The sequence below is a fragment of the Mycobacterium toneyamaense genome (assembly GCF_055384815.1).
This window is the reverse complement of record NZ_AP040333.1, coordinates 5,984,040-5,996,412: the sequence shown is the minus strand read 5'-3', so window position 1 is coordinate 5,996,412 and position 12,373 is coordinate 5,984,040. Positions and strand designations below refer to the sequence as shown.

The window sequence follows — 12,373 nt, the reverse complement described above, 5'->3', positions numbered from 1 at the left end:
GCCGCTACTGTGCCGGGGCCGCGAAACCCGTCCAGCGCAAGCCGGTTTGAGCTTTCGCGGTCGACGGAGTGGAGGCGGCGGCGACGCGTGGTTTGGTGGCCGTCTCGCCACGCAGGCGGCGCTCTTCGCGCATGATGCGGCGATTCAGGATTCGCTCATCGCGGGCGGTGAGCGTGCGATCCAGTCCGGACAGCTGATCCAGCTGCAGCCAGCTCAGCCCGTCGAGATCCCCGTCGGCGTCATGGCTGGCCAGGACAATGGACCCACGCAGCAGGGGGACAGTCTTCGCCGTGAAAGTCGTTGTCGCCAGCAACAGTTCGGTTGCCTTGCGATTGATGCGGCGCTGGCACCGGCGTGCCGTCGGGCTGAACCAGAAGTCGAACTGTCGGTCTGTGCTGGTCAGGCACTGCAGCCGTTGGCCTTGAATCAGATCGGTGATGTCCGCTGGTGTGTAGGCGCGGGTCTCATAAACGGCGCCGTTGGTGCTGAAGTACAGAACTGTGTTCATAGCGATAACCCATTCGGCTCTTTCTACGTATGGACTCTCTGTCGAGCGGAGCACCCACACTGGGGTGCTGTTATCAACGGTACCCATGTGACAATTGAGACAAACGTTGATAACGCCTGGGGTACGGGAAATATGCCCACCGCCGGGCGCTAACACTGCCGCCGCCCGCGCCGATAGCACTGACATGACCCCATTGCGCGCGGCCGGAGCGCTCGTCGCCGCGGTCGCCGCGCCGTGGTTGTCGCTGGTGACGGCCCATGCCGATGCGTTCGGGCAACTGGCTGCGGTTCCCGTGGTCGCGTCCCCGACATGCGGTGGCACCGTGAGCGCCGACGCGCAGCAGACGCCGGTTCAGATCGGCAATGACGTCGGGCACGGCATCGGGGTGTCGATCCGCTACGACGCCGGCATCTACGACGGCTCCTGCTCCCTGACGGTGACGGCCGCGTGGCGCAATCTGGACACCGGCGCCTCGGGGCAAGGCGACATCTCCGCGGTCTCGACGATCGACGGGCACTACGGGTTCATCGGCTACGCAAACAAGAACTTCGCGACCGGGAGCGGCACGGTCGTCGTCACCCTGGGCTCGCATCCGGGCCAGGAAATGCGCATCACGGCGTAGGCGGCTCCGCGCAGGATCGGGCAGCCGCGGTGATGCGACGATTGGCCCATGACCGCGACGCTCGTCACGACCAACCTCGCCGGCGGATTCGCCCACCGCACGCTCTTCGAGCGGCTCGACGTGACGGTGGCACCCGGCGATGTGATCGGCGTCGTCGGCTCCAACGGTGCCGGCAAGAGCACGCTGTTGCGGATCCTGGCGGGCGAACTCGCACCGCTTGACGGCGTGGTGAGTCTGGCGCCGGCCGACGCTTTCGTGGGTTGGCTGCCGCAGGAGCACGAGCGGGTGCCGGGGGAGACGGTCGCCGCGTACGTCGCGCGTCGCACCGGATGTGCGGCCGCGACCAAGGCGATGGACGCCGCAGCCGAGGCGCTGGCCGATTCGACTGCGGACGCCGATGCCTACTCCGCTGCTCTGGATCACTGGCTGGCGACAGGGGCGGCGGATCTCGAAGAGCGATTGCCGGCGGTGTTGGCCGACCTGGGGCTCGATTCCGACGCGGTGCGGCCGGAGTCGACGCTGATGACGGCGTTGTCGGGCGGGCAGGCGGCGCGCGTGGGGTTGGCGGCGTTGATGCTGTCGCGTTTCGACATCGTCCTGCTCGATGAGCCGACCAACGATCTCGACCTCGACGGACTGGCGCGCCTGGAAGAGATCGTGGGGAATCTCCGCGGCGGCGTGGTGCTGGTCAGCCATGATCGAGAGTTCCTGGCCCGCACGGTAACCCGCGTTGTCGAGCTCGATCTGGCGCAGAACCGGACCACCGTCTACGGCGGCGGTTACGAGAGCTATCTGGAAGAACGTGAGGTCGCGCGGCGGCACCGCCGCGAACAGTACGACGAGTTCGCCGAGAAGAAGGCCGATCTCGTGGCGCGCGCACGCACGCAGCGGGAGTGGTCGAGTCAAGGTGTGCGCAATGCGATGCGCAAGGCACCCGACAACGACAAGAATCGGCGCGCCGCACAGACCGAGTCCAGCGAGAAGCAGGCGCAGAAGGTCCGGCAGATGGAGAGCCGGATCGCCCGTCTCGAGGAAGTCGAGGAGCCCCGCAAGGAGTGGACGCTCCAGTTCACCATCGGTGCGGCACCGCGGTCTAGTTCGGTTGTCGCAACGCTCGACGATGCTGTTGTGCGACAGGGGGACTTCGTCCTCGGTCCGGTGTCGCTGCAGGTCGATGCCGGCGAGCGGATCGGTATCACCGGCCCCAACGGCGCGGGAAAGTCGACGCTGCTGCGGCTCCTGCTCGGTCGGCAACAGCCTGACGAGGGCCGCGCGAGTCTGGGCACCAATGTCGCCATCGGTGAGATCGACCAGGCGCGTGCCGATTTCACCGGCGACAGCCGCCTCGTCGATCGCTTCGAGCAATTCGTGCCGTCATGCCGACCGCGGACGTGCGCACGCTGCTCGCTAAGTTCGGCCTGCGCGCCGACCACGTGGAACGCACCGTCGACGAGCTGTCTCCCGGAGAGCGAACACGGGCGGGCCTGGCGCTGCTGCAGGCACGCGGGACGAATGTGCTGGTGCTCGATGAGCCCACCAACCATCTCGACCTGCCGGCCATCGAGCAGCTCGAGCAGGCGCTCGAAACCTACGACGGCGCACTGCTTCTCGTGACGCACGACCGCCGCATGTTGCAGAACGTCCGGTTGGATCGCTCGTGGCTGGTCGAGGGCGGACGGGTCACCGAGCTGTAGCCGGCGATCAGACGTCACCAGACGGAGGTCGGGACGTGGCGGCATCAGCGACTGCCGCCGTCGCGGGCGCGCCGGCCTGTCGGAACGACGCGGCGCGCTCGTGCTCGCGGCGGCGGACCGCGTCCTGGATCTGTTCCAGATTGTTGCGGAGCAGGTCGGAGACGAACTCGTCCATCCGGGGATCGGCGAGCATCGCGATGAGGACGTGCATGACCGATTCGCTCGCCTGGCCGACGACCTTGTCGTACCCGGGGATTCGGCTGATGACGGGTATACCCGAATCGGTGCGGATCTTGTCGGCCGCAAGGGCTTTCAGCTCGGTGTAGTTCTCTTCGATGGCGTTGGAGATGTTGCGGGTGTAGTGGCCGGTCTTGATGACGTCGATGACCTCGTCGAGCACCATGATGGTGATCGGCCGCTTCACCAGCTGGACCGCCCGCACGCTGATCCGGTTGATCAGCCGGAGCCCGGCCGGTGTCTTGAGCCCACGTCGGACCAACACCGGCGTGATCACCAGCGAGCCGATCATGATCACCAGCGCGATGCCGACGATCCAACCGAGGTCGCGCCAGCCATGGATCTCCATGGCTGTGGTCACGACCGCGTCCTCACGGATGCAGGTTCCACTGCCCGACGTCGGCGGCCAGGGCGTCGCTGACGTCGACCTCGAGACCACCGACCACCGGACCCGGATTCGACGCGGTACTGACGATCCGTTGGTACATCACTGCCGCCGGATAGATCTTGCCGCCCGACCAGGATCGGGTCTGCCATGCCCACACCTTGCCGGGCGTGGTCGAGCGCCCGATGACACCGTCGGCCGCGGCCCACTGGCAGGTGTTGATGCCGCCGTAGACGCCGGTGCGCTGCGGCCCGAGGACGGAGTTGATGCCGCGAAACCACGGCAGTGCAACGTTGTTCCAGGTTTCGCGACTGATGTCGTCGTCGACGGAGAAGAAGATCGGTGCGCTCTGGCCGCCGCCCGCCGCGGTGTGCAGTTGCCAGGCGGTGCGCGCATCGGCGACGCCGCCTGCGTAACCGCGCGTGAAATCGGACGGAGCGGTGCCGCCGGGCTTGCCGTACTGGTAGTTGCTCACGATCGCGAGTCCGGCCGCGGCCAGTGACCGGGCATACGGCAGCGTGATCGGCTTCGCCCCCATGGACGAGCCGGGGCGCGATGTCGAGACATAGTTGACGACGCCGGCGTGCCCGGCGGCCCGAATGTCTTGCGCCGGAATCTGCTTCATGGCGAAGTCGATCAGTGTGGGCGCGGCGGCAGCGGCCGTCGGCAGGCCGAGACCGGCCGCACTCAGCCCAGCCAGTGCCGACGCGGCGCCGGCATAGCGCAGCGCATCACGACGCGAGAACGGGCGCCGAAGGCCGGTGGTCTCCGGGAAGTCCTGCATTTCGCGATGTTAACAATGCGACAGATGTGAAAGTTGTGGCCGTGACGTGCTGATTCCAGATCGTGACCAGACTGTTTCATCGGCCGTCGTTTGTCGGCCAGGGCGGAGGCTCGTTCGATTCAAGGTGACGGTAACGATGTCCAGCGCCGTCGTCCTCGCGAACACTGGAGTTCGGATCGATGAGGGAGTGTGCATGTATCAGGGCCGCAGCGTGCGGGCACCGCAGGTGGTGCTGACGGTGGAGCTTCCCACCCGCGATGCACTGGCTCAGGTGACGACTCTGATGGACGAGTTCAGCGCATTTCTCGCGTATCGCGTGCCCGGCGCTCGGGTGGAGAAGTCGGTGGCCGGTACAGCTCCGGTCCGCGCTCCGCTGCCGATGAATGGACTCATGATCGACCGGACCACCCGGCAGGTCAGCGTCGATGGTCACCAGATCGCCATGGCCTACAAAGAATTCGAGCTGCTGGCCTATCTGGCGCAGCACCCGCGACGGATCATCTCGCGACAAGAGCTGATCGAGAACGTCTGGGACGCGGGCTTCGCCTCGATGCGGACCGTCGACACCCATGTGCGACGGCTCCGGGTGAAGCTGGGTGCACACGCCCTGACGCTGACGACGGTCCGTGGCAAGGGTTATCGCTTCGATCCGCAGCCCTCGACACGGTTCCGGGACCAGCGGCCGATCCGGTCGGCGTGACCGTCAGAACGCCGGTACCACCAGGCCGGCGTACGAGCGGGCGATGAACGAACGCACCGAATCTGACTGTAAAGCGTTGGCCAACAGCCTGATTGGTTCGCTGTCGTGGTTGTCGGGGCGCGCGACGAGGTACTCGGCGTAGTCGCGGTTGGCGTGGTCACAATAGAGCGCCGACTGCAGGTCGATCTGGCGGTCCATGGCGTAGTTGCCGAACAGGAACACCAGATCGAAGTCGGCGAGGACATCAGCCAGGTGCGCGCTGGCGATTTCCTTGAACAGCAACTGCTTTGGGTTCGCGATGATCGAGTCGACGCCGGGGGCAGCCACCTCACCCTCACGCAGGGTGAGCAGACCCAGGTCGCGAAGGATGTGCAGGGCGCGCCCGACGTTCGCCGGATCACCGGGCAGCGCCACCTGTGCGTACTGCGGCACGTCGTCGACAGTGGATATCGATTCCGAGTAGAGCGCGAACGGCTCGATGTGCACCGGTGCGACGGGGACCAGTCGCTGGGCCGAGGCGGCATTGAACTCGTCGAGGAATGGCAGGTACTGAAAGAAGTTGGCGTCGATCGTCCCGGTGACCAGATGGTGGTTCGGTTCGTCGAAGGTGTCGAACACCTCGACGTGGAGGTCGATGCCGTCGCGCGCGAGCACCGGGCGGACGTGATCGAGGATCTCGGCGTGCGGGACCGGCGTCGCCCCTACGCGCAGGACGCGGCCGGTGCCATGAATCGATCGAATGGTCCCCACTGCCAACCCCTTTGACTGACGCACCCGCGGCGCCATGCCATGAAGACTACCGACCGGATGCTGAATCTGCGGCCCTGAAGTCCGCCGAATGTTACGGCATGTGACGCATTGTCAGCGCCGGTGTCCTGCCCGCTGGAGCGCGTCCACCCCGGCCAATAACTTTTGTCACCAACAACATTCACCGACCAGCAAGGGGCGTCATGACAGTCGAACATGCGGCGGTGCGCACCGATGGTGGGCCTCCGGCCGGCGCGCAGCGTCTTCGCGGCAATCTGGGGATCCCGGCCATCGTCTTCATGGTGTTGGCCGCAGCGGCGCCGCTGGGCGTCATCGGCGGGCCGGTGCCCTTGGGAATCGCCACCGGCAATGGATCAGGGTTCCCCGCGACGTTCGTCATCGCCACCGTCGTGCTGCTGCTGTTCGCGGTCGGCTTCACCGCGATGACGCCCTTCGTCCGCGAGGCCGGGGCGTTCTTTTCCTATGTGCAGCAAGGATTCGGGTCCAGTCCGGCCATCGGCGCCGCGTTCGTGGCGGTCCTGACGTACGCCTCGATGGAGGCCGCGGTCTACGGCCTGCTCGGTCCGCAGCTCGGCGGTCTGTTGGCCCTCGTCGGCGTACCCCAGTTGCCGTGGCCGGTATGGGCGTTGGCCGGGCTCGCGGTGATCACCTACCTCGGGTACCGCAACATCGAGCTGTCCAGTCGAGTGCTCGCGGTTCTGCTGGTCGCCGAGATCGCGATCGTCGTCGTCCTCGACGCGGTCATCGTCGCTCGCGGTGGTGACCACGGATTGTCGACGGGACTGCTCGACCCCGCGCAGATCACCTCGGGCGCACCGGGTATCGGGCTGCTCTTCGCGATCATCTCGTTCCTCGGCTTCGAGGCGACGGCCATCTTCCGTGACGAGGCACGCGATCCGGACCGCACCATTCCGTACGCGACGTACCTCGCGCTCGCGGTGATCGGCGTCTTCTACACGGTCTCGAGCTGGGCACTGATCTCGGCGTGGGGCGATCGCGAAGCCCTTGAGCGTGCGACGAATTCGGGCGGCACCATGCTGGTCGACACCGCCCAGCGCTACCTGGGCGTGGTGGGAGCGGACGTCATTCAGGTCCTCTTCGTCACGAGCCTCTTCGCCTGCATCTTGTCTTTCCACAACGTGGTGTCCCGCTACCTGTTCGCGCTGTCCGGCCGGGGTGTATTGCCCGCGGCTTTCGGCCGGCCCCACACCCGCCACGGCTCGCCGCACGTCGCGTCGTTGGCGCTGTCGGCACTGATCCTCGCGATCATCGGTGTCGCCATCGTGGCGAAGCTGGACCCGAGCACGGAGTTCTACACCTGGCTGTCCGGGATCACCACGGTCGGGGTGCTCGCCCTGATGGTGTTGACGAGCGCGGCTGTGCTGACGTTCTTCGCACGGGACCGGCGGCACTACTCGGTGTTGCGGGTCCGGGTGGCGCCGGCGCTGGGCCTGGCCGGGCTGGTGGCGTTCCTGGTCCTGATTCTGGTGAACCTCAAGGACCTGGTCGGCGGGTCGTCAGGGTTGGCGTTGGCCGTAATCCTGGTGCTCGTAGTGGGTTTCGTGGGCGGTGCCGTGCTGGGCTATCGCCGCGCGCGAACCGAGTCGGTCGCCCCGGCGGGAGAGGAGGGCTGAGATGTCGTTGACCGCGGCCGCCGCAATTGACGAGCGGCACCGGAGCGTTGTCGACCTGCTGGACTCCGGCGTCATCACGGAGGTCGAGGTGGCGTGGAGTGACCAGTTCGGCCACGCCTTGGGCAAGCGGGTGCCTGTCGAGCAATTCCGCTCTCGCGCTGGAACTTCCGGATTCGGCTTCTGCGATGGCGCGCTCGCGTGGAACTCCAACGCCCGGGTGATCGAGAGTCTTCGGTCGACCAACTGGAACACGGGCTACCCCGACGCTTTTGCCGTACCCGACCTGAGCACCTTCCGTGCGCTGCCGTGGCGATCCGGGGTGGGGCACGTCCTCTCCGACATCGTCGGTCACGACCGCACGCCGTCACCGCTCGATCCCCGTGCGGTCTTGCGGCGCGTCATCCAGCGGCTGGAGAACCTGGGGTACACCGCGAAGGTCGGCGCCGAGTTCGAGTTCTACCTGCTCAATGCCGACGGGTCGATCTTCCAGGACGACGTACACGCCTACTCGCTGCAGAATGCCAACACCCTCGAACCGGTGCTCAGCGAGCTTTATTCGGTGTTGCGCGAGTTCACTTCCCTGGAGGGCCTGCTGACCGAATACGGTCCGGGACAGGTCGAGGCCAATCTGGTCTACAGCGACGCGCTCGATGCCGCGGACAACAGCGCGCGGTTGAAGTACGCCGTCAAGGAGATCGCCCGCCGCAACGGCAAGTTGGCGACGTTCATGCCCAAGCCGTTCTCGGAGCACTCCGGAAGTTCTGCGCACCTGCATATTTCGCTGTGGCGCGACGGTGAGCCGGTTCTGGCCGGCGCCGACGGGACCGAGAGCCAGGTCGGTCTGCACGCCATCGCCGGCCTGCTCGAACACCTGCCGTCCATCACGCTGTTCGGCGCGCACTCGGTCAACGCGTACCGCAGGTACGTCCCCGGATCGTTCGCCCCGGCGACCTTGACGTGGAGCCGGGACAACCGGACGTCCGCCGTCCGGTCGCTGTTGGAGTCGACGCCCGAGGCGACGCGAATCGAACTGCGCACCGGCGCATCCGACGCAAACCCCTACTGGCTCATCGCATCTGCCCTGGCAGCAGTTGTGGCCGGCCTGGAAGCCCGACGCAATCCATCAGAGCCGCAGACCGGCAACCTCTACGACGTTGGGGTCCGGCTACCGGAATCGCTCAGTGTCGCGATCGCGCTGGCCCGTAGCGATGACGCCATCGTCGACATCTTGGGCGCGGACTCCGTGCATGACTTCGCCGAGATCGCCCAGAGCGAGTGGGACGAGTACTCCAGTGCCGTCACCGACTGGGAATTCCGGCGCTACCTGGAGAATTCATGACCGCAACACTGACCGCGCCGCGCTTCGGGGTGTGGGCCCCCGTCTACGGAACCTGGGGCGCCAGAACACATCCCGTCGAGGTGCCCGATGCCAGCTACCGCCGGACACGCGATCTCATCGTGCGCGCCGAAGAGCTGGGCTTCGACTCGACGCTGATCGCCCAGCACGTCCTGCATCCGGGTGGCGCCGAACACGACGTACTGGAAACCTGGTCAACGCTGGCCGGGCTGGCCGAGGCCACCAGCCGCGTCGAGTTGATCGGCGCCATCAAGCCGCTGCTGTTCAATCCGCTGGTCTTCGCGAAAACCGTTGCCAACATTGAACAGATCGCCTCCGACCGGGTGGCGATCAACCTCGTCAGCGGCTGGTTCCTTCCCGAGTTGGAGGCGATCGGCCTCGGCGACGTCACGCACGGTGACCGATACGAGTACTCCCGGGAGTGGCTCGACGTCGTCGGTCGGCTGTGGCGCGGCGATGCCATCGAGTCCGGGCTGGACGGGGCCGTCGCGGCCGGTGCGCAATTGCGGCCGGCCCTCGAGCGGACCCCGCGCGTCTACCTCGGCGGGGAGTCCGAAGCGGCGCGCGCCCTGGCGGCAGCGCAGGCCGACGTGTTCTTCCTCAACGGCCGGCCGCCGCAGGATGCCGCCGAGATCATCGACGACATGCGGCGTCGCGAGCGGAAGAAGCCGGAGCCCTTGCAGTTCGGGCTGTCGGCGTTCGTCATCGCCCGTGAGTCGGAGGAAGAGGCGCAGCACGAATTCGAGTACCTGCAGGGCCTCGTCGACGGTTCGGGACAACGGGACCGCACGGTGGGAGCCGACCCGGCCACCGCCATGTTCAAGGTGCACGAGGGTGTCGCGCGCGTGGGCACCAACGGCGGCACGCTGGCCGGTCTCATCGGTAGTTACGAGCAAGTGGCCGAACGGATCACGACATTCGCGAGCCTCGGGATCGACCTGTTCATGCTGCAGTTCCAGCCGCTGGAAACCGAGATGGAGCGCTTCGCGGCCCACATCCTGCCCCTGTTCCGCTGAGTCGAGAAGGAAATCCCATGACCATCACGGCATTGGCCGCAGGGTCGGTCGCGGACCGGCGGGCGTCGCTGGAGTCGGTCGTCGAGCAGCTCGGCGCGGACGACGCCCAGCACGAGCTGACCCGAACGTTGCACCATGAGGCGATCCGCGCGATCGCCGACACCGGCGTCCTCGCACTCCGGATCCCTCAGGAGTACGGTGGCCCAGGCGGTTCCATCGTCGATGTCATCGAGACCGTCATCGACATCGCGCAGGCCAGCTCCAACGTGGCCCAGGCGCTGCGCGCCCATTTCGGATTCGTCGAGCGGCTCCTGGGTAACCGCGGCGACGACGCCCTGCGGGCCCGCTGGTTCCCCGATGTGCTCAGCGGAAAGATCGTCGGCAACGCGATCACCGAAGCAGTGGGCGCATCTCCCGCGGCCATCGGCACCACGTTGCGTGCCACGGGTGACGGCCGGTACCGGTTGGACGGCAAGAAGTTCTACTCGACCGGCACCCTCTACGCCGACCTGATCGCGGTGTCGGCCGAACGCGAGGACGGCCGCGAAGTACACGTGATCATTCCGGCCGATCGCCAAGGCGTGACGTTGTTCGACGACTGGGACGGCTTCGGGCAGCGGCTGACCGCCAGCGGTGCAACGACTTTCGAGTCGGTGGTGGTCCACAAGGACGAGGTGTCGCTGGTGCCTGCGGACCACCGGCTCGCACACAGCCAGACTTTCCTGCAGCTGTACCTGACGGCGGTGGCGGTGGGAATTGCCAAGGGCGCCTTGCGCGATGCCATCGGGTTCGTCCAGAACAAGGCGCGGCCTGCCGCGCACGCGCTGACCGCCTCGGCCACCCAGGACCCGTTCATCCTGCAGGCGGTGGGGGAGATCGCGGCCTGGACGTCGACCGCCACCGCGGTCACGCTCGGCGCCGCGGCGGCGCTGGATCGGGTGGTGGACTCCGGCCAGATCGACGACCAACAGGCCATCGGTGCTGCCGCAATCGAGGTGGCGAAGGCCCAACTCGTCGCGGAACGTCTCACCCTCGATGCCGCGCAGCGACTGTTCGACACCGGTGGCGCATCGGCCACAGCTCGTACACTGAATCTCGACCGGCATTGGCGCAACGCGCGAACCATCGCCAGCCACAACCCACTGGCGTACAAAGCTTGGGCGACTGGGGATTTCCTCGTCAACGGTGCGCTGCCGCCCAACTCCGGATACTTCTGACCCGCGATGAGAGGACAGACCCGATAGTGGCCGCTCCCGTTGTCGTCGTACCGCGCCGGTTCTCGGTCGGTGACGATCCGCGCGTCATCGCGGCGAATGAACTCTTCGACCGGATCGTCCAACTGGTCGAAGCGGCCGGCCTGACACCGCTGGTCGTCGACGATCCGTTCGTGGCGCTGTCCGACGTCGGTGGACTCGTGCTGCCCGGCGGCGGAGACATCAACCCGCAGCGCTTTGGGCAGGTCGCAACCGCGGCGGTGTACGACGTCAATGACGAACAGGACGAACTCGACTTCACGCTGGCGGCACGAGCAGCGGAAGCCGGCTTGCCGGTGCTCGGCATCTGCCGGGGCGCGCAGGTGCTGAACGTACTTCGCGGCGGTGACCTCCGCATCGACCTGGTGCCGGGCGAAGTCCCGCACCGGAGCGCGACGGCCGGAGAGCTGTTCGGCTGGCATCCGGTTGCCCTGGCAGCAGGTAGCCGAGTTCGTGCCGCCCACGAGTCCGACCAGATCATCGTCGGTTCGGCCCACCACCAGGGCATCGCGTCACTGGGGTCCGGGCTGGTGGCCACCGGCCACGCGGCCGACGGCCTGATCGAGGCGTTCGAGGCCGTCGACGGCTGGGTTGTTGCGGTGCAATGGCATCCGGAGGCGCCGGGTACGTCGGCGTCGGTTCAGCACGCACCGTTTGCCGCGCTCGCTCAGGCCATCGAAATCGACGAACGCCTAGCCCGCCGCTGAAAACTGCGTCGCCGCTGCAATTCCGAGCAGTCGCTCAAGGCCCGCGCTACCCGCCGGTGTCACGACGACTGCCCGGCTGCTGCCGATGCGCCGTACCCAGCCCTGGGTGAACATCGCGGTCGCGATGTGCGCGCCCGCCGCGCCCGCCAGGTGCCTGCGTCGCTCTGTCCAGTCGAGGCAAGCCCGCGTCGCGGCCCGGCGCCCCGGTTCGAACGGAGAGCCCAACGCATCTGTCAGCCACTGGCGTCCATCGGTGGTGAGGGCCAAGGACTCGTCGAGCAACCCGCGCCGGAGCAACGCGTCGGTGATGGTCACCCCCAGCCTCCCGGCGAAATGGTCGTAGCAGGTGCGCCCGCGTGCGAGGGCACTGTTGATCACCGCTTCGCGCATGCCGCGTGGCGGTGTGGACGGCTGCTCACCCAGCACCGCGAGTGACTCGAGCACCTCGGCGACGCCGGCGTCCACCAGCTCTACGTAGCGATGGCGTCCTTGCCTGCGTTCGCTGACCAGCCCGACCGTCACCAATCGGTTGAGATGCTCGGTGGCGGTCGAGGCTGCGACACCGGCGTGTGCCGCCAATTCCTTTGCCGTCCAGGCCCGCCCGTCCATGAGCGCGATCAGCATGCGGGCGCGCGTACTGTCGGCCATCGCGGACGCGACGGCGGCGAGGCATTCGGCTGTCATAGACCCAGTGTGCGACGGTGACAA

Annotated in this window: 12 protein-coding genes and 1 pseudogene; 8 read left to right on the top strand and 5 right to left on the bottom strand. The window is 67.0% G+C overall.

Going from position 1 to position 12,373, the window contains the following annotated elements; all coding sequences use genetic code 11:
• Positions 1-4: 4 nt before the first annotated feature.
• The gene (locus tag ACZ5IQ_RS28905; RefSeq protein WP_212807732.1) at positions 5-508 is read right to left on the bottom strand and encodes a hypothetical protein; all 504 of its coding nucleotides are present in this window, start codon (positions 506-508) and stop codon (positions 5-7) included.
• 184 nt (positions 509-692) lie between these two features.
• Between ACZ5IQ_RS28905 and ACZ5IQ_RS28900 the strand changes: the two genes are divergently transcribed.
• Positions 693-1,130 carry a hypothetical protein gene (locus ACZ5IQ_RS28900; protein ID WP_212807731.1) on the top strand — a complete coding sequence of 146 codons (438 nt, stop codon included), beginning with the start codon at positions 693-695 and terminating at the stop codon, positions 1,128-1,130.
• Between the two features lie 48 nt (positions 1,131-1,178).
• Positions 1,179-2,824: pseudogene (gene abc-f, locus ACZ5IQ_RS28895) on the top strand (ribosomal protection-like ABC-F family protein).
• Positions 2,825-2,831: 7 nt separating this feature from the next.
• Here abc-f and ACZ5IQ_RS28890 read toward each other — a convergent pair.
• A complete protein-coding gene (locus ACZ5IQ_RS28890; RefSeq protein WP_212807730.1) occupies positions 2,832-3,422 on the bottom strand; it encodes a hypothetical protein in 591 nt (196 codons plus the stop codon).
• Positions 3,423-3,432: 10 nt separating this feature from the next.
• Positions 3,433-4,230 (bottom strand): DUF1906 domain-containing protein, encoded by a 798-nt coding sequence (locus ACZ5IQ_RS28885; RefSeq protein ID WP_212807729.1) that lies wholly within the window; start codon positions 4,228-4,230, stop codon positions 3,433-3,435.
• A gap of 193 nt (positions 4,231-4,423) precedes the next feature.
• Between ACZ5IQ_RS28885 and ACZ5IQ_RS28880 the strand changes: the two genes are divergently transcribed.
• On the top strand, positions 4,424-4,930 hold the full coding sequence (locus ACZ5IQ_RS28880; RefSeq protein ID WP_212807728.1) for a winged helix-turn-helix domain-containing protein: 507 nt from the start codon (positions 4,424-4,426) through the stop codon (positions 4,928-4,930).
• A 3-nt stretch (positions 4,931-4,933) separates the two neighbouring features.
• Here ACZ5IQ_RS28880 and ACZ5IQ_RS28875 read toward each other — a convergent pair whose 3' ends face one another.
• A complete protein-coding gene (locus tag ACZ5IQ_RS28875; protein ID WP_212807727.1) occupies positions 4,934-5,680 on the bottom strand; it encodes a MetQ/NlpA family ABC transporter substrate-binding protein in 747 nt (248 codons plus the stop codon).
• A 200-nt stretch (positions 5,681-5,880) separates the two neighbouring features.
• Between ACZ5IQ_RS28875 and ACZ5IQ_RS28870 the strand changes: the two genes are divergently transcribed.
• The 5 genes from ACZ5IQ_RS28870 to ACZ5IQ_RS28850 are packed head-to-tail and all read left to right on the top strand — an operon-like array spanning position 5,881 to position 11,665.
• Complete coding sequence (locus ACZ5IQ_RS28870) at positions 5,881-7,332, top strand: APC family permease (protein WP_346416649.1); 1,452 nt, start codon at positions 5,881-5,883, stop codon at positions 7,330-7,332.
• Position 7,333: 1 nt separating this feature from the next.
• Positions 7,334-8,671: a glutamine synthetase family protein gene (locus ACZ5IQ_RS28865; RefSeq protein WP_212807725.1), complete on the top strand. Its 1,338-nt coding sequence runs from the start codon at positions 7,334-7,336 to the stop codon at positions 8,669-8,671.
• Positions 8,668-9,705 (top strand): LLM class flavin-dependent oxidoreductase, encoded by a 1,038-nt coding sequence (locus ACZ5IQ_RS28860; RefSeq protein ID WP_212807724.1) that lies wholly within the window; start codon positions 8,668-8,670, stop codon positions 9,703-9,705. Before ACZ5IQ_RS28865 ends, ACZ5IQ_RS28860 begins: the two co-directional genes overlap by 4 nt.
• Positions 9,706-9,722: 17 nt before the next feature.
• The gene (locus ACZ5IQ_RS28855; RefSeq protein WP_212807723.1) at positions 9,723-10,922 is read left to right on the top strand and encodes an acyl-CoA dehydrogenase family protein; all 1,200 of its coding nucleotides are present in this window, start codon (positions 9,723-9,725) and stop codon (positions 10,920-10,922) included.
• 26 nt (positions 10,923-10,948) lie between these two features.
• On the top strand, positions 10,949-11,665 hold the full coding sequence (locus ACZ5IQ_RS28850; protein WP_212807722.1) for a gamma-glutamyl-gamma-aminobutyrate hydrolase family protein: 717 nt from the start codon (positions 10,949-10,951) through the stop codon (positions 11,663-11,665).
• Here ACZ5IQ_RS28850 and ACZ5IQ_RS28845 read toward each other — a convergent pair.
• Complete coding sequence (locus ACZ5IQ_RS28845; RefSeq protein WP_346416650.1) at positions 11,651-12,349, bottom strand: ArsR/SmtB family transcription factor; 699 nt, start codon at positions 12,347-12,349, stop codon at positions 11,651-11,653. The genes ACZ5IQ_RS28850 and ACZ5IQ_RS28845 overlap by 15 nt on opposite strands.
• Between the last annotated feature and the right edge of the window lie 24 nt (positions 12,350-12,373).